Origin of the sequence: Paenarthrobacter sp. TAF1 (assembly GCF_052113825.1) — a bacterium.
Taxonomy (GTDB): Bacteria; Actinomycetota; Actinomycetes; order Actinomycetales; family Micrococcaceae; genus Arthrobacter; species Arthrobacter nicotinovorans.
Genome location: NZ_JBFRDO010000006.1, coordinates 111907 through 132502 on the forward strand (window position 1 = coordinate 111907; position 20596 = coordinate 132502).

Genomic DNA, 20596 nt, shown 5'->3' on the forward strand with positions numbered 1-20596 from the left:
CATGATGTTGTGATCCCGTTCACTTCTCATCACATCGGAGCGCACATGCGTACAACGGCGCAGAAATCCACTACGGCGGCAGGAGCCGTCGGTTTCCTGGTGGTCATGGAGCTTGGCAGTGGCATACTTCAGGGCTGGCTGAATCCTCTCTTCTCTTCCATTGGTGAACACCATGGAGTTTCGGCAGCATCGCTGAATTGGATCAGCGCCGCCTACTTGCTGGCGACAGTGCTGGTGGTCCCTTTGCTGTCCAAGCTGGGTGACATCCACGGCCACAAGCGGATACTCATGATCTCCACGGCTATCGTTGCCGCGGCTTCCGTCTTGGTTGCCTTCGCCCCAAACTATGAACTGTTCCTTCTGGGACGTGCTATCCAAGCCCCGCTGGCCGTTTTCCTCCCCTTGGAATTCGCCATCGTCCATCAACGCGACTCTGAACGCTCCGGGCGAAGCATCGGCAGGCTCGTGGCGGCGTTGACCCTCGGCGCAACCATCGGCGGTCTCCTGGCCGGATTTGTCCTCGACGCGACTGAGAGCCTTTCCATCACTCTGCTGATGCCGGCGATCTTCATGGCCCTGTGCGTTCCTGGCATCGCGTTCTTCGTCAAGGAAAGCCCGCTGCGGAGCGAAGGGCGGGTGGATTATCTCGGTGCTGCACTGCTTGGCGGTGGCTTGGCTGCTCTCCTGGGAGGCGCTTCGAATCTCTCAACGTGGCCGCCGCTGACCACGGCCCTCGCGATGGCGGTCGGCATCGCCCTCCTGGCCGGCTGGGTGGTTTCAGCCCGCAGGACAGAACACCCCCTGGTGGACCTCACCATGCTCCTTCGTGGCGGCATTGGCCTTCCGATTGTCGTCGCCTTCCTTTACGGCGCGCAACTGTTCGGCGCGCAAGCACCCATCTCCGTCTACCTGCGCTCCGATCCGGCCACGCTTGGATTCGGCTTCGGCGCTGCTGCCTCTGCCGCGGGAACAATGCTCAGCATCATGGCTCTTGCGGCCTTCCTGGGTGCCTCGCTCAGCGACCGGGCATCCCGGCTGATCGGCGGCCCACGGAGTGTTGCCCTTGGGGGAGGGCTCAGCGCCATCGCGTACGTCCTCATGATTCTGGCGCCGGGTACCCTGGTGACCTTCGCGGTGTGGCTCGTCATGGCCGGACTCGGCGCGGGGCTGGTCAGCGGCACGCTCCCCACTTTGGTGGTCCAGCGGGCAGCAGCCGATTCAGTGGGGATCGCTTCGGGGTTGTACAACACAGCCCGCACCGCCGCCGGAGGAGTCGCCGGTGCTCTTTTCGCGCTGCTGATGGCAGCACTCACCACACCAACAGCCGCCGGAACGCGGGCGGCCACCGAACTGTCCTTCCACGCCGTTTGGTGGATCTGCGCCGCAGTCTGCGTCCTCTTCGCCGTGGCCGTTCTGTTCATCCGGCCTGCCCGGGCCACACCGGTCGAATCAACCACATCGTCATCGAATGCCGACGACGTCCTCGAACCTGCCAATTAATTCACCTCGACACGAAGGATCAACAATGACCGTTTCCATCGACACCACCTCCCAGGACACCTTGCGCGACACCGTACGCGAGTCCGCTGCCGCCGTCGGGCCTTCCATCCTTGAACTTAGCCACAAGGTCCATGCACTGGCAGAGATCTCCTGGGAGGAACACGACTCAGCAGCGGCCGTGGCTGCTGTCCTCCGCGACGGCGGCTTCGAGGTGACCGAACGCGCCTATGATGTTCCGACGGCGATCGAGGCCGTCTACGGCACCGGCGAACTGACCGTGGTCATCTGTGCCGAATACGATGCCCTCCCCGAAGTCGGCCATGCGTGCGGGCACAACATGATCGCCGCAGCCGGCGTCGGCGCTGCGCTGGCCCTTAAGCCCGTGGCCGACGCCGCCGGACTGCGGATCAAACTCCTCGGCACTCCCGCGGAGGAACACGGCGGCGGAAAAGTCTCGCTGCTTCAGGCCGGAGCGTGGGAGGACGCAGCGTTCTCCCTTATGGTGCATGGCATGACGGGCGCTGAGCGGAGTGCGGCGGCCATTGGTATGGCCGCCGTAGAGCGCTTCGAAGTGCAGTTCAAAGGCAGCGAAGCCCACGCAGCCGGAGCCCCGGACAAGGCCATCAACGCAGGCGCGGCGGCGAGCCTGGCGCTGATGAACATGGCCGTCCTGCGGCAGCACCTGCCGGAGAACGCAAACACCAACGCGTTCATCTCGCACGGCGGCGGTGCCACCAACGTCATCGCCGGCGACTCCACGGTTCAGGTGGAAGTCCGCGCGGGAGACGTTGATGTTTGGCGGGACCTCAAGCGGCGCGTCCTCGCGTGCTTCGAAGGTGCGGCCATCGCCACCGGCTGCACCTGGACCCACCAGCAGACCGAGCACCCCTACGCCCCGCTCAATACCCACGTCGGGCTGGGCGAAGCATGGGACGCCAACATGGAAACCGTCGGAAGGCCCGTGGACACGACGCCCATCTTCGGGGGCGGTTCCTCCGACATGGGCAACGTTTCCCAGGTAGTCCCGTCCGTGCACGGCATGGTGGTGGTCCGCAACAGCACCGCGGTCCCGCACCACCCGGACTTCACCGCCGCCGCCATCTCACCGGAGGCGGACGAAGCCATTCTCGACGGCGCCACCGTCCTGGCACTCACCGTTCTGGATGCGGCTCTGGATACCTCACTCCGGGCCGAACTGCTGGAACTCCAGGCTGCGCGGGTTCCCGGCGCCACGACGGTGACGCTGGAAGCCTGATTCCCGCAGGTTGACCGGTGGCGTCTCTTAGTCGAAACGCTAAGGGGCGCCACCTCGTCGCGGTCGGGCCGTGCGCAGTGCGACGGGGACGGCTTCGTTTGATGCAAGACATACGAAGTTGCCGTGCCCTGCTACCAGACCCGGGCTAATCGGATGTAAATGAGCGGGAGGGACAATGTCCACCCTTTCCACCACGGATTGCCCCGTTCTTCCGCCGGAATGCCCCGGATTCCGGAGGTTTCCGCCACTTCCCAGTCTTTGTTATCGCAACCCACAAATCTGTTGACACGGAACGAGATCCTTACAGTTGCCGACGTGATTCAGGAGCGCATCGACCTCACTGCCTGTTGTTCTTCACGATGAACGACGCGAAGATTGCAGCAACCACCGGGATCAACACGGTTAGTGTCGCGCTGAGAATGTTCTGGGAATCTCCGAGCAGGCTTCTGATCCCGAGGGTTGTCAGCCCCACAAGCAGCCCGAGTCCAGGCCAGTAGATCCGTTGCTTCGTTGAGGTCGTGTGGCGGTCGGGCGTCTTAGCAGCTGGTTGCACTCTTGGTTCCTGGGAAGTTAAACCGCTATAGCCAGCGGCGGGCTGGAATTGTCCGTCGGCCTGTTCGTGGTGCGTTGACATCGTAAACGGCAACCTGTCGTTGACGCCTCCAGCATTGTCAGGGGCCTTGGCCTGGAAATTCCCCGCAGATACGCTCTGATGGGTGGCAGCCATCGCCGGTACGGGCGCCCTCAGGCCAGAAACAAGAACCAAACCCAAGCCGTGCAACAACACGTTCTCACGATTCATCTTTCCCCCGAATCTGCTCGATCTCCGTTCCCGATGCCACCGCACCAACATCGGAACCAAGAGGCCGTTTGACGAGCGGCATCGACTCTATCTTCGGCGCGGGAACCTTGCTGGATCGCTATCTAGTAGTGCAATCAAAGGCGTTACCGTGACGCTTCCGGAAGTGGGGAACCCGCGTCCCGGCCGCTCGGCGCATCGAGGGAGAGCCGCGCGTGCGTCTACGTCTGGTCGAACGTCAGGCCGAGCAGGGCGTTTTCGGTGACCTCCGGTAGTGCGGGGTGGATCCAGTACTGCTTCGCGGCAATCTCGCGGACGTCGAGGTCGAAGGCCAGGACGGTGATCATTTGCTGGATCAGGGTTGAAGCCTGGGGGCCCATGTAGTGGGCGCCCAGGAGTTTGCCGGTGTCCTTGTCAGCGATGAGTTTGCATATGCCGGTGGTGTCTTCCATTGCCCAGCCGTACGCGACGTCGCCGTAGGCCTGGATTTTGACGGTCACGTTGTGACCCTTTTCGCGGGCCTGGGACTCGGTCATTCCGACGGTGGCGATCTGGGGGTGTGTGAAGGTAGCGGCAGGGACGTTGTCGTGCGGCATTTTCTGCAGGTTTCCCGGGTTCAGCAGGTTGTGGCGCACGGCGCGCATTTCGGCGTTGGCGACGTGTTTGAGCATGTAGGGGGAGGAGACGTCGCCGAGCGCCCATACACCTGCGGCGGAGGTCGACCGGCCATACTCATCTACTTTGATGCGCCCGCCGCCTATGGTCTCGATCCCGGCGGCGGACAGGTCCATCAGGTCTCCGTTGGGGGTACGTCCGGTCGCTACCAGAAGTACCTCCCCGGTGGCGGTTGAGCCGTCGTCGAGCCGTATGGTGATGCCGCGGTCATTCTGTTCGGCGCTGACGGTAGTCCGGCCGGCCCGGACATCGAAACGCTCTGCGGCGAGGTCGTTGAACGGGTCGTGCAGGTCGTCGTCGAGGTTCCGCAGGAGGGTGGAGCGGGCAATGATCGTGACATCCGTGCCGAGGGCATCAAAGATGTGGGCGAACTCCATGGCGATGTAGCCACCGCCGATGATGACCAAGGATTTAGGCAACTGCGGAAGCCGCATGATGTCTTCGCTGGTGTAGTAGTGAACGCCTGAGGCGGAGATGACGTCGGGGACGACGGGGCGGGAGCCTGCGGCGATGACGATCCGGTCACCGGAGATGGTCCTCTGGTGGGCCCCTTGGCCGGTGCGCAAGGTGCGTTCTCCGGTGAAGACGGCGTGTTGGTCGTAGACGTCCGTGTTCGGGCTCCGCTGGCTGCGCCGGTATTCCTCGCCAGCGACGGAGATGGGGTCTACGCGGTCCTCGAAAATGCGGCGGACGATGCCGGGCCAGTCCACGGAGTTGACGGAGGCGTTAAGGCCCAGCCGTGCTGACTCGCGGGTCTCGAGTGCGGTGTCCGCTGTGTGCACGAACATTTTTGTTGGGATGCATCCGGCGTTCAGGCAGGTGCCTCCGAACGATGCCTCCTCAATGATCGCGATCGACTGGTGTTCGAAACCGGGCCCGGGTATGGAGTTCCCGGAGCCGGTGCCAATGATGACCAAGTCATAGTGGCGATCTACGGCGGGGCTGCTGGTGACGGTGTGCATGTGGTCCTTACTGCGGGTTTACTTCCACCCTAATGAACCCGACGTCAACAGGTCTCATGAGCCGATGGCGGGAGGTGTACCCTGACGCCCGGATCCTTCGCCGAACAACTGAGTACGGGAGGGTTCAACGAGCAACACGACGCAATCGGCAAGTTGACCATCGCCTTAGGCGCCCGTGGACAAGCGGCGAACCCAAGGCGGGTCCAAGTTTTCATGATGAATCATCTCTTGTGGTGGCAGGCGGTCGCCGGGGGGAGGCCCTGGTGCAAGGCACTGCTGCCGGGTAGTATCGCGCGGGCCAGCGTGATCACGAAGGCCGTTTTTTGGCCTCGAATCCCGCGCTTGAATACAGCACTACGGAGCTCACGGAGGCCTCAATCACATGAACAAAGCCATCATCAAATGTCCTCACTGCGGCAAGTCGAACCGCGTTCCGGCCGCCGCCGACGGCCGGCCGCGCTGCGGGAGCTGCCACAAGGACCTGCCTTGGGTGGTTGAAGCGGGCGACGACGACTTCAGCGCGATCGCCGAACGGTCCAGCGTTCCGGTGTTGGTGGACTTTTGGGCTGTGTGGTGCGGACCCTGCCGGATGGTGAGCCCCGTGCTCGACCAACTGGCACACGAACGCGCCGGTCGCATCAAACTCGTGAAGGTCGATGTGGATCACTCGCCGCAGCTCTCTGCCAGGTTCGCCATCCAGGCGGTGCCGACGTTGATGGTCATCGTTGACGGCAAAATCGTGGCGAGGCAGGCCGGCGCGGCTCCCGCGCCGGTGTTGAGGTCCTGGTTGGAGGAGGCACTCTCGAAGTAGTCCGGGAACAGTGGACGACGGCGGCAGGGGCGGCGCCCCGCCGTCGTGCCTTTACGGCTGCGCGCGTCAGGTTCACGCCGCGAATCCGGGGGATACAGGGCGCGACCCTACGCTGAAGAAAGAGTGTTGACAGAGTTCAAGTAACGCGGGTAACCTGAGTCACATGTCCGGAAAGTAACGCGCGTTACCAACGCTGCTTTCCACCCCGGGCCGGCCGAACAACAACGTTGGGCGCAGACCTGGATCAGCGAAGAACACCGGAGCATTCGATGGCGAAAAGCACCAACCCAGACACCCCCGTGGCTGTGAAGCAGCGGGGAGTCACCATGAAAGACGTAGCCAAACACGCCGGCGTTTCCCGGACAGCTGTTTCGTTCGTGCTCAGCAACCGGGAGAACGCAAGCATCTCCGAAGAAACCCGCGCCAGGATCAACGACGCCGTGCAGGAATTGGGCTACCGCCCGAACGCCGGCGCCCGTGCGCTGGCATCCCGCCGTAGTGACTGGTACGGGATCGTGACGGAGATCGTCACGGCTCCGTTCGCCGTCGACATCATCAAAGGAGCCCAGGACCAAGCCTGGCTTGACCGCCGGTTCCTRCTCATCGCGCCCTCCGACCAGGCCGATGCCGTGGGACCCAACGAGGGCCTGGAAGATGCTGCTACGGAGAAGCTATTGGAACAACGGGTGGAAGGACTCCTCTACGCAGCCACCTTTCACCGGGGCGTTCACGTCCCCGAAAGTGCCAACGAAGTCCCCACAGTCCTGATCAACTGCTTCGACGCGGACGGGAAGCTGCCCTCGATCGTCCCGGATGAGCGGGCGGGGGGACGGGTGGCCGTCGAACGCTTGCTCCAAGCCGGCCATACCCGGATCGGTGTCATCAACCTGGACCCGGCCATTCCTGCGGCAGTAGGGCGTTTGGAGGGTGCCCGCGAAGCACTCGCCGTCGCCGGACTGGAGCTGGACCCCGAACTGGTGGTGTCCGGGTATGCAACGGCCGACGGCGGTTACGACGCCGCGTGCCACATCCTGGACCGCTACCCGCCACAAGAGAGACCGACGGCGCTGTTCTGCCTCAATGACCGCATGGCGATGGGCGCTTATGACGCCATTAAGGAACGTGGCCTGACCATCCCCGGGGACATCGCCGTGATCGGCTTCGACAACCAGGAACTCATTGCGGCCTACCTGCGGCCCAAATTGACCACGGTTGCGTTGCCGTTCGAAAAAATGGGCGCCTTGGGCGTCCAAACGCTTGCCGCTCTTACAGCAGGACAGCCGATCCTTGCCGACCAGCAATTGGTCGACTGTCCGCTGCTAGAACGCTCTTCGGTCTGACCGCGAAATCAATGCCGAAGAGCAACCCTTACCCACCCCTTCACCTTGGACGATGAAGATAGGAAAGAGATAACCATCATGACACAACCCCGATACTTCCGGGCTGCCCGGATCACGGCGGCGAGCCTTGCAGTGGGCGCGATGCTGCTCACCGGCTGCACGGCAAACGTCTCTAAAACAGGCACCTCCGACGCCGGAGCGAACGCCGGCGCGTTCCTCACCATCCCGCGGGAGGACATGGGCACATTCGTGCAGAATTTCAACCCGTTCGCTCCCACGGTGAACCCGATGGTCCAGCAGTCCATCTATGAATCCCTCCTCATTTTCAACCCGGCCAAGGGGGACACGGTGCCGTGGCTGGCCACGGAGTGGAAAGCAGCCGAGGACGGCAAATCGGTCACCTTCACTCTCCGTGACGGTGTGAAATGGTCCGACGGGCAGCCCTTCGTGGCTGATGACGTTGCCTACACCTTCGAACTCCAGAAGAAGATCAAGGGCGGCTTTGAGTACCTGGACACCGTCACCGCCGAGGGCAACAAGGTCACTTTCAACTTCAACAAGCCGTGGTCGCCGGCCCTTTACGACGTCGGCCAACTCAGCATCCTGCCCAAGCACATCTGGTCCGCTTTGCCGGACCCGGAGAAGGATGCGAATGCCAAGCCGGTAGGTACCGGGCCGTACACCGAGGTTGATACTTTCCAGGCCCAGTCCTTCGTGCTGAAGAAGAACCCCAATTACTGGCAGCCTGAAAAGCAGAAGATCGCCGGCATCAAGATGCTCGCTTTCGCAGGAAACGACGGCGCCAACCTCGCCGCAGCGAACGGGGACGTGGACTGGGCTCCGCAGTACATTCCCAACATCGAAAAGACCTTTGTTTCAAAGGACAAGGAACACCGCCAATACTGGTTCCCCGCCACCGGTGCCATGATCAACTGGCAGCTCAACACCACCAAGGCGCCGTTCAACGATGTCGACGTCCGCAAAGCACTGAGCATGGCCGTGGACCGTGACCAGGTCACCAAGATCGGCATGAGCGGTTACGCCAAGCCGGCTGACTGCACCGGGCTCTCCGGTAATTATGAGACCTGGAAGAACGCCCAGGTGAAGGACAACTGCACGTGGACCAACCACGATGTGCAGAAGGCCAACGAGCTTCTGGACAAGGCGGGATACCCCAAGGGAGCAGACGGCAAGCGCACCCTCAAAGACGGCAAGCCTTTTGAATTCAAGATCTCCGTAGGTGCCACATCCTCTGACTGGCTTTCCGTGGCCAACGTTATCTCGCAGAACCTGGCCGAGGTGGGCGTCACGGCCAAGGTCGAGTCCCCGGACTGGGCCGCTGTGGTCGCGGGCTATGAGACCGGCGACTTCGATTCCGGCATCGTTTGGAGCGCCAACGATCCCAGCCCGTACAAGTACTTCAACACCTCCATGGGCACCGCAACGGTCAAACCGGTAGGCACGAAGACGTTCGATAACTACCACCGCTTCGGCGACACGAAGGCCGATGCCCTGTTGGCCGACTTCGTTGCGGAGACCGACGAGTCCAAGCAAAAGGACATCGCCAACAAGCTGCAGGAAGAGTACAACGACGCAGCACCGCTGGTGCCGCTGTTCTCAGGCCCTGAATGGGGTGCCTTCAATGACACCCGCTTCACCGGCTGGCCCACCGAGGGCAACCCGTACGCCACGCTGTCCGTCCGATCACCTACGACGGTGCTGGTTCTGACCACCCTGGAACCGCGGAAGTAAATCCCCGCAACTCTTCTCACTGCACGCCCGGCGGTTGCCCGCTGCCACGACGCCGCCACCTTGCCGCTGAACCGGCCACTGCCGCCGGGCGTGCCCTCTTCACTTTCCGCAATCCCCGCAATTCCCGAATGGAGGGAAACCGTGCGCTTCATCCTGCGCCGCCTTGGTTTCTACCTGATCGCCTTCTGGGYATCCATCACCCTGAATTTCCTGCTCCCGCGCTTCATGCCGGGAGACCCCGTATCCCGCATGTTTGCCCGCTCCCAGGACCGAATGCAACCGGAGCAGATCGAGGCCCTGCGCCAGCTGCTGGGTGTTGACGACCGGCCCATCTGGGAGCAATACATCGACTACCTGCACAACATCTTCACCGGCCAGATGGGGGTCTCCATCTCCCGTTTCCCCACGCCGGTCACCGAAGTCATTTCGTCCCAGATCGGCTGGACGCTGCTACTGGGCGGAACCGCGCTGGTGATTGCCGCCGTCGTGGGTAACCTGCTGGGCGTCCTGGCCGCATGGCGGCGCGGCGGAGCGATCGACTCTGCGCTCCCGCCGGTGCTGGTTTTCATCGGCTCGTTCCCGTACTTCTGGCTCGCGATGGGTGCGCTGTACCTGTTCGGGGTGGTGCTGGGTTGGTTCCCGATCCGGCATGCGTTCACCGATGGTTTGGAGCCCGCGTTCACTTGGGAGTTCATCGGCGACGTCGGGGCTCACCTGGTGTTGCCRGCGCTGACGATCGTGCTGGTCTCCATTGGCGGCTGGATGCTGGGAATGCGCAACACCATGATCGCCACGAATTCGGAGGACTACATCACCATGGCCGAAGCCAAGGGACTCCGCCCGGGCCGCATCATGCTTCGCTACGCAGCACGCAACGCCATGCTGCCCTCGGTGACGAGCTTCGGGATGGGACTGGGATTCGTGGTGGGCGGTGCGCTGCTCACTGAAGTGGTTTTCGCCTATCCGGGCGTCGGCTACCAACTGCTGAACGCCGTCCAGGGCCTCGACTATCCACTGATGCAGGGCTTGTTCCTGACCATCACCGCCGCCGTGCTGCTAGCCAACTTCCTGGTGGACATCCTCTACGTCCGCCTCGACCCGCGCGTGCGCAGCAACTAGAGGACTGATCATGACAACCGCACTTCTGAAGCAGCCCACTCAAGCTCCGGCTGCCCGCAAACCCAACCGCAGCTTCGTCCACGGACTTCTCACGAACAAGAAAGCCTTGCTGGGCATGACCGTGATGATCGTGTTCATTGCGTTGGCACTCCTGGCGCCGGTGTTGTTCCCCGGCGATCCGTCACGTATCACCGCGATGGCGTCCCTGGAACCGGATGCAGAGCACTGGCTGGGGACTACCGCCAAGGGACAGGACGTGCTGGCGCTGACCGTCCACGGCTCACGGAGTTCCCTGTTCGTGGGACTGACGGTGGGTCTGGCGTCCACTTTCATCGGCATTCTCGTGGGTCTGGCCTCGGCGTACTTCGGCAAGTTCATTGACGAAGCCCTGTCCCTGGTCACCAACGTCTTCCTGCTTCTGCCCGGACTGCCCCTGCTGGTCATCCTGGCGGCGTTCCTTCCGCCGGGCCTGGGGACTGTGATCCTGGTTCTTGTGGTCACGGGATGGGCCGGTTCGGCCCGCGTCCTGCGCTCCCAGGCACTGTCAATCCGGTCCAAGGACTTCGTCGCTGCGGCCGTCGTGTCCGGCGAACGGGCAGGACGGATCATGTTCCGCGAGATCCTGCCCAACATGGCCTCGATCGTCATGGGCACGCTGCTGGCCTGCGTCATCTACGGCATCGGAGCCCAAGCGGGCCTGGAGTTCCTGGGTCTTGGTGACGTCAGCACGGTCTCGTGGGGCAACAACCTCTTCTGGGCCGGTAACGAAGGTGCCCTGCTCACCGGAAGCTGGTGGGTCTTCGTACCCTCCGGTGTGTGCATCGCACTGGTCGCGTTCGCCCTTGCCCTGATCAACTACGCCGTGGACGAAGTCACCAATCCGCGGCTGCGAAAGATCAAGACGCCCAAAACAACACCCACGAAAGCCGAAACGAGCACCGCCAAATGACCATCTCCCAAGTCTCCTTCGGCTCCCACGAACCCGTCCTCGACGTCAAGAACCTCACCGTCAAGTACATCGGAGATACCCGCTCCACCACCGCCGTCGACCGCGTTTCCTTCAGCATCGGCACCGGCGAGGTGTTCGGTCTGGCGGGGGAGTCCGGCTGCGGCAAGTCCACCATTGCCAACTCGATCATGAGGCTCCTGAAGGACCCCGCAAAGATCGCCGGCGGCAGCATTTCCTTCGGCGGCAAGGACGTCCTGGCCATGAGCGCCGAGGAGCTGCGGCGCTTCCGGTGGCAGGACGTGGCGATGGTGTTCCAGTCGGCCATGAATTCGCTCAATCCGGTGATGACCATCGGCGACCAGATCGTGGACATCTTCACCACCCACGCCGGTTACTCCCGGAAGGAATCGTTGCGACGTGCCGGTGAACTGCTGGAGCTTGTCAGGATCGATCCCGCCCGGCTGAAGTCCTACCCGCACCAGCTCTCCGGCGGAATGCGTCAGCGTGCCGTCATTGCCATGGCCGTGGCGCTCAAGCCGTCACTGCTGATCCTCGACGAGCCCACCACAGCACTGGACGTGGTGGTGCAACAGGAAATCATGGCCCAAATCAAGGAACTGCAACGCGAGCTTGGCTTCTCCGTCCTTTTCATCACGCACGATATGTCCCTCATGGTGGAACTCTCGCACCGCATRGCCGTCATGTACGGCGGCCGGATCGTGGAAACCGCGAAAGCCCAGGACGTATATGCCGATCCCCGTCACCCCTACACCCAGGCACTGATGGGCGCGTTTCCGCCCCTTACCGGTCCCCGCGTTCCGTTGACGGGACTGCCCGACGGCGTGAAGTTCCGGGACATCCCGGACCTCACCGAGGCAGCACCCGGCCATTTTGTGGCCCCGTTTGGTGCCGACGCTTCGGTGATTGATTCGACTGACTTCGAAGGAGCTGCACGATGAGCCACTCCCTGATGACCCCCTCGGCCGCGTCCAAAACCAGTACCCCTGCCCTTGAAATCCGTGGACTGGGAAAGTCGTTCCCGATTGGCGGCTTGTTCTCCCGCGACTCCGTCCGCGCCCTGCACGACATCGATCTGACCATCGGCAAGGGCGAAATCGTAGCCCTCGTGGGAGAGTCCGGTTCCGGCAAGAGCACCTTGGCCCGCTGTGTGGCGCGGCTCGAGAAGCCGAGTTCGGGGGAGATCCTCATTGACGGCGTCGATGTCCTCAAACGGGATCGTTTCCAAGCGTCCCGGGCCTTCCGGTCCCAATTGCAGATGGTGTTCCAGGACCCCTTCGGCTCCTTGAACCCGGCCCACAGGATCGAGCATTTCCTGCGGCGTTCCCTGGCGATCCACGGCAAGGGCGGTTCCGAGGAGCAGACCCGGCACCGCCTGGAAGAACTTATGACCACCGTCGGCCTGGAAGCTGACATGCTGAACTCGTACCCGCACGAGCTCTCGGGAGGTCAGCGCCAACGCGTTGCGATCGCCCGGGCCCTGGCCGTTGAACCGCAGGTCATCCTGGCCGACGAGCCGACGTCCATGCTGGACGTCTCCGTCCGGATCGGCGTGCTGAACCTGATGCGTAAGCTCCGCGACGAGCAAGGCATCTCCATGCTGTACATCACCCACGACCTCGCCTCCGCCCGCTACCTGGCGGACCGGACGGCGGTCATGTTCGCCGGAGAGCTCGTTGAAGAGGGCGAGTCCCTGGATCTGTTGGCCAACCCTGCGCACCCCTACACCCAACTGCTGGTCTCGGCCGTGCCGGATCCGGCCCGGGCGGGCTCGTACGATCCCGTCCGCCGGGCCGAACTGAGGCAGGCGGTCATGGCCTCGACGCACTGCATGTTCGACGGCGACCCGGACCAAGCCTGCTCGGCCGAGGAACCCGTCCGCCATCGGGTGGGGGACCCCGAAAACCGTCACTGGGTGCGCTGCCACCTGTACCGTCCATGGGCCGCTGCCGGCGGCCACGCCCTGGCGAGTGAACCAATCCAACCCGGCCACCCGGCGTCGACCGCTCAAGATGAGGCTTCCGCATGACTGAAGTGACCCATCCGCTCGCCACGGTTCCGCAGGATGAATTAGTGGCCCGTGCCGAGGCAGATCCACTAAGGCCGCGTTTCCACTTCGTCTCGCCGGCCGGTTGGCTCAACGATCCCAACGGTGTCAGCCAATGGAACGGCACTTACCATCTCTTCTATCAGTACAACCCGGAGGGTGCCTTCCACCACCGCATCCAGTGGGGCCACGCCACCAGCACCGATCTGGTCTCCTGGAGTGACCAACCCGTAGCTTTGGAGCCGTCCGCGGGACCGGACGCCGAGGGCTGCTGGTCAGGGGTGTTGGTGAACGACGGCGGCACGCCCACCTTGGTGTACTCCGGGCGGTACGCCGGCAAGGAGTTGCCCTGCGTCGCCGCAGGAACTCCGGACCTGCAGGACTGGACCAAGGACCCCGGAAACCCGGTCATTGGCGCACCGCCGGCCGGTGTGGACATCACGGCCTTCCGCGATCATTGCGTGTGGCGGGAGGGAAGCGTTTGGCGGCAGCTGGTCGGTTCGGGGATCCGGGACGTCGGCGGCACGGCGTTTCTTTACGAGTCCTCGGACCTGCGCACCTGGGATTATCTCGGGCCACTGTTCATCGGGGATGCCTCTCAAGGTGATCCTGAAGGCCCTGACTGGACGGGGACCATGTGGGAATGTGTTGATCTTTTCCGTGCAGGACAAGGATCGTTGGGATCTCCACATGCCGGTGACTCGACGGATGTGTTGGTCTTTTCCGCGTGGAACGACGGCGAAACCCGCCACCCGCTGTACTGGACGGGTCGTTACGCCGGCGACACCTTCGAACCCGGGTCGCTGCACCGGCTGGATTTCGGCGGCCGCTTCTTCTACGCGCCCCAGTCTTTCCAGGATGAATCCGGCCGGCGGGTCATGTTCGGCTGGATGCAGGAGGGGCGAAGCGACGCAGCCATGGTGGAAGCCGGGTGGTCGGGGGTCATGAGCCTGCCGCGGGTCGCCACGTTGGGCAACGACGGAACCCTGGAGTTCGCGCCAGTGCCCGAAATCGGGAAGCTGCGCAGGAATCACTCCCATGTGCCTGCCCAGGTACTGGTGGCCGGAACGGCCATGGATACCGGTGTTTCCGGCAACCAACTCGACCTTGAGGTGGAGTTGCAGCTCTCCGCAGGTGCGGAGCTGCGACTCGGACTGCTTGGATCCGTGGACGGCGCTGAAGAGACGGTGGTCATTCTGGGCCGCTCGGCCGACGGAGGCGCCACCGGCATGCTGCATCTGGACCGCACGCGCAGCAGCCTGGACCCGGCCGTTGATGTGGAGGAGAAGTCCGGCCCCCTTCCCATGACGGACGGATGGGTTCGCCTACGCATTCTGGTGGACCGGTCCGCCGTCGAAATTTTCGCCAACGGCAAGCCGCTGACTGCCCGCGTCTACCCGACCCAAGGCGGCGGGCGCGTAACACTGGCCGCCACCGAAGGTACGGTGCGGCTCCTCTCCTTTGATGCTTGGACCATGGCCGGGGTGTTCGAAGAAACCCGCAGCCTCCTGCCGGAACGGAAGTGAAACCCATGAAGAATTCATCATCATTCTCCCGCCGCGGACTACTGACAGGCGCCGGTGCGGTTGCTTTGGGCGGATCCCTGGCGCTGTCCGACCCCGCGTCGGCGGCAGGCAGCCCCTCGAAAGGACCAACCCGGATGCGCCCCGACTATCACTTCAGCGTCAGCGACAACTGGAAGAACGATCCCCAACGACCCATCTACCTGGACGGGGAGTACCACTACTACTACCTGTACAACGCCGACTACATCACCGGCGGGGGCGGCACGTCCTGGCGCCGGGCCACTACAACCGATCACGTAGCGTTCCGGGACCGGGGTGTCGCGATCCCGAAGTTCAGCAACGGCAACGGTGACTGTTGGTCCGGATGCCTGGTGGTGGATGAGCGAAATACTGCGGGATACGGTGCGGGGGCGGTCATAGCACTCGTCACCCAGGCACCGGAAGGGCGCCAGGCGCAGTACCTTTGGTACTCGACTGACAGGGGGCGTTCGTTCAAGCCCGGTGGCGCGGCTCCGGTGCTGCCCAACCCCGGCGTGCACGATTTCCGTGATCCCAAGGTGATCCGGGACGCGGACCGTGGGCGGTGGTTCATGGCCAACGCCGAGGGGCAGAAGCTCGGGTTCTACGCCTCACCGGACCTGCGGACCTGGAAGCGTGTTGGGGAGTTTGTCCGCACTGACCTTGGGCTTCTTGAGTGCCCTGACCTCTTTCGGATGACAGCCGACGACGGCACCTCCCATTGGGTCCTGGGCACCAGCGCGAACGGCAAGGGCCGCGGATTGCCCGCGACGTATGCGTATTGGACCGGCGCTTTCGACGGCAGTTCCTTTACGCCCGACCATGCCGAGCCGGAATGGCTCGATTACGGCTTCGATTTCTATGGCGCTGTGACCTACCCGCATCACACAGAATCGGGTGCGGAGGACCCAACCCTGCGGCGGGCGATCGGATGGGCTAATTTCTGGGACTACCCCCACAACACGCCCACCCTTGCCGCTGACGGTTACAACGGCGACGACATGATCGTGCGTGACGTCCGGCTCAAGCGTGGAAATGGCGCCTACTACCTTTCCTCCACCCCCACGTCCGCGCTGGGTAACCACGTGAAGCGCACACATCGGCTGGGTGATGTGGCAGTTGCCGGTACATACGACTTGAAGGTCCGCTCGAACGCGTACGATCTGAGCTGCGAGGTGGTGTGGGATCCGGCTGCGCCACCGGCCAATCTCGGTTTCGAGCTATGCCGCGCATCAGGAGGAGGCAGACACGTTGCAGCAGGCGCCTACCTGCGCGGGCCCTTCGCCTACGTCAACCGCCGTCCCACCGTCAACCCCACGGCCGGGGAATCCCAAACCCCGGTGGACCCCGCCGCCGGAAGACTCACGCTACGCATCCTGGTGGATCGGACAAGTGTAGAGATGTTCGTCGGCGACGGGCGCGTGGTCCATTCGCACCGGGTCTTCCCGCTCGACGGCGATGACGGCATCCGCCTCTACGCCCACGAAGGTGCGGCCACGTTCCGGGAACTGACCATCCGGGAACTCAAGGTCACGCCGTAGCGCGAAAAGCCCGCCGGCGTTGCCGGCGGGCTTTTCCGGAGTTGACGTCAGGCCGGGTCTGCGGTTTCGGCGCCTAAAGCGTTCTGGAACTGGCTGAGCGTTTCCTTGCGGTAGCCCTCGATGTCACCGTTCAAAGCAAGCTCCGCCAGCTTTTCATGTTCGACGGCAACTTGATGAAGATCGCTGTACGTAGGATGGTCCGCCGCGAAGTAAAGACGCAACTTGTTCTCCCAACCGCTCCACAGACTGTAAAGCGCCGCGTTACCGGAGTGTTCGTAGAAGAGCCGGTGGAACCTAAGGTGGGCATCAATGCTCGCCGGGATATCGTTCGCATCGGTTGCCCGGTAGAGTTCCTCGATGGTCTGCTTGAGAAGAGGCCGTTTCGCATCCCGCAGTGTCGGGGCAGCGAGCTCGGCGGCATAAGGCTCCACCAGCAGGCGGATGGATGCGATCTCGGAGACGTCCCGATCGCTTACCTCCACAACGAAAGAACCACGGAAGGGGACTTTCACCACGAGGCCTTCCTCTTCAAGCTTGGTCAACGCCTCACGCAGTGGCGAACGACTGATGCCGAGATCCGTAGCGATATGCGTTTCCCGCAGCTGTTCCCCGGGAGAGACGGTTCCGTCCAAGATGGCGGTGCGGAGCACCCGGTAGACGCCGTCAGGCGTGGTCGTTCGCTGCTCTTGCCACTCAAACCTGCGATCCACCCTGGGCCTCCTCGTCGATTGTCGATTATACAGGGGGTGTTGATTTCGTCCGTGGCAGGCTCTACTCAGGGAAGGTTTCTGAGCTGGGGTGCCCTCATCAGGCGCCGGTGGTGAACCGCTCCGGACGCACGAAATCCAGGCCTTCGATTGGTTGTTTGCCAAGCGCTTCATGCGCGGCGATGTGACCGTACCCTGTGGCGTTCTTAAAACCGCCTCCGGAGAACCCCGTCGCACAGTAGATCCGGCTCGATTCGCTGAGCCATCCCAACAGAGGGTTCCGGTCCTTGGTGTACAGCTCCGGAAAGGCGTCTGAGCGGACGATCGACGGAACCAGGCCCGGGATGAAGTCCGAGACTGTCTTCAAGGTCTCGGTGGTTTCGGCTTCCGAGAGTTCCCTGGGAAAACGGTCGGCGTCGGTGACCACTGTTCCCCGCCCATCCAAGGTGGCTTTGACCGTTACCCCATCGACGGCGGGCGCGCCGTACATGGCGCGGTCGTCGTACATGCGGCTAAAAACGGGGAACGTTTCCGGGGTGAAGCGGGCTGCGTCGCGGGCAACGAACCACGACAGGAACACCCGGCGTGTCTCAACATGCGACTTGAGATTCTCAGGCATGAGTCGTTTCGACCAACCGCCCGAGGCGAGAATGACGTTCTCGAAGCTCCACGAATTCCCACCTGAGGTGACAATAACGCCGTCGTCGGTTTCGGAGATGCTGTCGATGGGGGTGTTGATGTGCACCGTAGCTCCATTGGCCCGTGCTGCGCCTATGGCGGCTGTGACGGCGCGGTCCGTGCGCAGGACCCCCGCATTCGGATCGTAAACGGCGACATCGTCTGCGCGGAGGTTGTGCTGTGGATAGCGTTCGGCGAGTTCTTCGCGGCTGAGGACTTCGTGGGCAGTCCCGTTGAGTCGTGCGGTTTCCAAGAGGCCGCTGATGTACGGGCTGCCGGCGTTGCCTATGGACAGTCCTCCGGTCCGTGTGAGAATGTCCTGCCCGCTTTCTGTTTCCAACTCAGCCCAAAGATCACGGGAGCGTTCGAGGATCGGGTAGAGGCTGGGGGTCCCGAGGTAGATCATGCGAAACAAGCGGGTGTCACCGCCCACGGCGCTTCTCCCGTGAGCAGGGGACTGTGCCTCGAACCCGGTGACCGGGCCGGCCATCCGGGAAGCCTGCCACAACGCCATACTGCCGATACTGCCGAGTCCAATGACTGCGAGTCTTCCATCCATGGTCAGGCCCTCCCTGATGATTGGTTTTTTTGCCGGGCTGGTATTGGCGCCGCGCCCTGTTTCAGGCCCATGCCGGCGTCTGGAACCGGTTTTCATGATGCTTCCCTTCGAGGGTTTAGCCAGAGCGTTGGCAGATGCGCTATTCATGGAGTCCGGCGAGCCTGCTGCCGAATTTGGCCAAGAGTGAAGTTTTGGTTGAATCCCGGCGCTCTTCCCATTGGTCAGCCAGTCCGAAGAGACGGTACATGCCATGAACACCCAACCAGCGGATGGGCTCCGGTTCCCACTTCCGCGCGCGGTAGCCCACCCAGGGAAGTGAAGTCCGTTCAGTCTCGCGTTCGAACGCCAGCTCGGCGAGGGTTCGCCCACCGACATAGGCTGCCGTGACGCCGTGTCCCGCATAACCCGTTGAAGAGCCGACGCCGGCCGCTGGATCCCAGTGGACACCGCCGTTCCAGTCACGGGTTACACCAAGAACACCGGACCAGGCATGGTCCACCTCGAAGGGGACATCCGGGAAGAATGTCCGGAGCTTCTCCGCAAGCAGATTTACGGTGGACTGTGCTGTTGAACCGCTTCCTCCAGTGCCGGAGCTGTAGCGGTAGGGGACTCCCCGCCCTCCCATGGTGATACGGCCGTCCGCTGTTCGCTGGGCGTAGATGAAGGTGTGTGCTGAGTCGCTGAGGCACTGAAGTCCCTTCCATCCGATGTGCTGCCAGGCTTCGTCCGGGAGCGGCTTAGTCACGATCATGGAGGAATTGATCGGTATAAGGGTTCGGGTTCCAAGCAGCGGGCCCGAGTACCCTTCCGTGCAGATGAAGGTCTTGGCAGCGCTGACCCGCCCGTTCGCCAGGGTGAGGGTGTCCTGCCCGACACTGTCTACTCGACTGTCCTCGTAGATGCTGACCCCCATGGACTGCAGGGTGTCTGTCAGCCCGTGAACCAGCTTCGCAGGGTGGAACCGGGCGCAGTGTTTGTAGTAAAGCCCTCCGTGGACCGTGGAGATATTAATACGGCTTTGAAAGTCATCGCGGTCCAACATCTGGATTTCGTCTTCGGTCAGGCCGTATTTCAGGTCGGCATCGCGGCGGGCCACCAGTCGGCCCTGCCCCGCCCTGGTGTGGGCAGCCACCAGGGCACCACCCTTGTGCTGGTCCGCGTTGATGCCTTCGGCCTGGAGAATGTCCAGCACGGAATCGACGCCCGCCACAAACTCCTGCTGCAAAGCCCTGCTCGCTTCCAAGCCACCTGCTGATGCGCGGGCGAACGTTGCCCGGTTTCCCGGAGGCATTGCTGAGAGCCAGCCGCCGTTTCGACCGGAGGCGCCATAGCCGACCTGCTCTGCCTCGAATACCGCTACCTTGAGTGAGGGTTCGAGTTTCTTGGCAAAATAGGCCGCCCACAGGCCTGTGTAACCGCCACCTATGATGGCCAGGTCTACAGTGTCCTGCCCCGTGAATTGCGGGCAAGTGGGTCTATTGTCTGTGCGGCCGGCCATCCAGAAGCCGAGGTCACCGTTGCGGGGGGTTGCTGTAAGGGCATTCATTTTGGTCCTGCTTTGTGTGTGATGTCGTGCATTGGGGGACGTGGTGGTCAGAAGGCGGTGTAACCGCCGTCGACAGGGAGAACCGCGCCGGTGACGTAAGAAGATTCCGATGACGCCATGAAGAGGATGGCGTCGGCAATCTCTTCGGGGGAAGCGAGGCGTTGTAGCGGGATCTGTGCTTCCCGCTCCCGACGATAGGCCAGGGGATCCTCCCTGCGGCGGAACGATGCTTCGATGACAGGGGTTGCCGTCAGTCCTGGAGCTACGACGTTGACCCGGATGTTTCGGGGAGCCCACTCTATGGCTGCGCCCTTGGCCAGCATGATGAGGCCCCCTTTGGCTGCGGAATACAGGACCTCGTCAGGCTTTCCGACCATACCCAGCCGTGAGCTGACCAAGACGAATGAACCTCCGGCAGCCGGCATCAAGGGCGCAAAGTGTTTCATCATCAGGAACGAGCTGAGCAGGTTGCTGTGAAGCACGTTCTTGGCGTCGTCGTAGCTCATCTCTGCCAGGGGACCGCTGACCTGCAGTCCATGGTTTAGGACAACCACGTCTACGGTGCCGAACGACTCTGCCGCTTGACGGGCCAGGCTTTCGACAAACGCTTCGTCGTTGAGGTCGCCGGGAACGTACAGGTCCTCGGGCAGGGTGCTATCGAGCTGTTCCCTCCGGCCAGTGAGGATGAGACGGGCGCCTTCGCGGCGGAAGTGCGAACTCACTCTCTCGCCGATTCCGCTGCTTGCTCCGGTTACTACAGCAGTGTTGTTTTCGAGTCTCATGGTGTCTATCTC

Annotated in this window: 17 protein-coding genes; 11 read left to right on the forward strand and 6 right to left on the reverse strand. The window is 62.8% G+C overall.

The window, feature by feature from the left end; translation table 11 throughout:
• Positions 1-45 precede the first annotated feature (45 nt).
• Entirely contained in the window at positions 46-1500 is a 1455-nt protein-coding gene (locus tag AB4Y81_RS11065) for an MFS transporter (RefSeq protein WP_441995861.1), read from the forward strand.
• Between the two features lie 25 nt (positions 1501-1525).
• Positions 1526-2755: an amidohydrolase gene (locus AB4Y81_RS11070; RefSeq protein ID WP_055976324.1), complete on the forward strand. Its 1230-nt coding sequence runs from the start codon at positions 1526-1528 to the stop codon at positions 2753-2755.
• A gap of 337 nt (positions 2756-3092) precedes the next feature.
• Here the strand turns inward: AB4Y81_RS11070 and AB4Y81_RS11075 are convergent, their stop codons facing one another.
• Positions 3093-3557 (reverse strand): hypothetical protein, encoded by a 465-nt coding sequence (locus AB4Y81_RS11075; protein ID WP_441995863.1) that lies wholly within the window; start codon positions 3555-3557, stop codon positions 3093-3095.
• Positions 3558-3775: 218 nt separating this feature from the next.
• Entirely contained in the window at positions 3776-5191 is a 1416-nt protein-coding gene (gene mtr, locus AB4Y81_RS11080; RefSeq protein WP_441995865.1) for a mycothione reductase, read from the reverse strand.
• Positions 5192-5573: 382 nt separating this feature from the next.
• Here mtr and trxA point away from each other — a divergent pair, with 382 nt between their 5' ends.
• From trxA to AB4Y81_RS11125, 9 genes are all read left to right on the forward strand, one after another.
• Positions 5574-6002 (forward strand): thioredoxin, encoded by a 429-nt coding sequence (gene trxA / locus AB4Y81_RS11085; RefSeq protein ID WP_039240984.1) that lies wholly within the window; start codon positions 5574-5576, stop codon positions 6000-6002.
• Positions 6003-6328: 326 nt separating this feature from the next.
• Positions 6329-7342 (forward strand): LacI family DNA-binding transcriptional regulator, encoded by a 1014-nt coding sequence (locus AB4Y81_RS11090; protein ID WP_227453635.1) that lies wholly within the window; start codon positions 6329-6331, stop codon positions 7340-7342.
• A 78-nt stretch (positions 7343-7420) separates the two neighbouring features.
• Complete coding sequence (locus AB4Y81_RS11095) at positions 7421-9094, forward strand: ABC transporter substrate-binding protein (protein ID WP_018778584.1); 1674 nt, start codon at positions 7421-7423, stop codon at positions 9092-9094.
• A 141-nt stretch (positions 9095-9235) separates the two neighbouring features.
• Positions 9236-10213 carry an ABC transporter permease gene (locus tag AB4Y81_RS11100; protein ID WP_441995868.1) on the forward strand — a complete coding sequence of 326 codons (978 nt, stop codon included), beginning with the start codon at positions 9236-9238 and terminating at the stop codon, positions 10211-10213.
• Between the two features lie 10 nt (positions 10214-10223).
• Positions 10224-11162, forward strand: a complete 939-nt coding sequence (locus AB4Y81_RS11105; RefSeq protein ID WP_018778582.1) for an ABC transporter permease — start codon at positions 10224-10226, stop codon at positions 11160-11162.
• On the forward strand, positions 11159-12121 hold the full coding sequence (locus AB4Y81_RS11110; RefSeq protein WP_441995870.1) for an ABC transporter ATP-binding protein: 963 nt from the start codon (positions 11159-11161) through the stop codon (positions 12119-12121). The genes AB4Y81_RS11105 and AB4Y81_RS11110 overlap by 4 nt, the downstream gene beginning before the upstream one ends.
• Positions 12118-13209: an ATP-binding cassette domain-containing protein gene (locus AB4Y81_RS11115; protein ID WP_189075665.1), complete on the forward strand. Its 1092-nt coding sequence runs from the start codon at positions 12118-12120 to the stop codon at positions 13207-13209. Before AB4Y81_RS11110 ends, AB4Y81_RS11115 begins: the two co-directional genes overlap by 4 nt.
• Positions 13206-14753, forward strand: a complete 1548-nt coding sequence (locus tag AB4Y81_RS11120) for a glycoside hydrolase family 32 protein (RefSeq protein WP_189075664.1) — start codon at positions 13206-13208, stop codon at positions 14751-14753. Before AB4Y81_RS11115 ends, AB4Y81_RS11120 begins: the two co-directional genes overlap by 4 nt.
• 134 nt (positions 14754-14887) lie before the next feature.
• Positions 14888-16312, forward strand: a complete 1425-nt coding sequence (locus AB4Y81_RS11125) for a glycoside hydrolase family 32 protein (RefSeq protein WP_441995929.1) — start codon at positions 14888-14890, stop codon at positions 16310-16312.
• A 47-nt stretch (positions 16313-16359) separates the two neighbouring features.
• Here AB4Y81_RS11125 and AB4Y81_RS11130 read toward each other — a convergent pair whose 3' ends face one another.
• From AB4Y81_RS11130 to AB4Y81_RS11145, 4 genes are all read right to left on the reverse strand, one after another.
• Positions 16360-17022, reverse strand: coding sequence for a GntR family transcriptional regulator (locus tag AB4Y81_RS11130; protein WP_018778577.1), 663 nt, complete (start codon positions 17020-17022; stop codon positions 16360-16362).
• Positions 17023-17119: 97 nt separating this feature from the next.
• Entirely contained in the window at positions 17120-18256 is a 1137-nt protein-coding gene (locus AB4Y81_RS11135; protein ID WP_441995873.1) for an FAD-dependent oxidoreductase, read from the reverse strand.
• 139 nt (positions 18257-18395) lie between these two features.
• Positions 18396-19802 (reverse strand): NAD(P)/FAD-dependent oxidoreductase, encoded by a 1407-nt coding sequence (locus AB4Y81_RS11140; RefSeq protein WP_441995876.1) that lies wholly within the window; start codon positions 19800-19802, stop codon positions 18396-18398.
• A 47-nt stretch (positions 19803-19849) separates the two neighbouring features.
• Positions 19850-20584, reverse strand: a complete 735-nt coding sequence (locus AB4Y81_RS11145; protein WP_441995878.1) for an SDR family NAD(P)-dependent oxidoreductase — start codon at positions 20582-20584, stop codon at positions 19850-19852.
• Positions 20585-20596 lie beyond the last annotated feature (12 nt).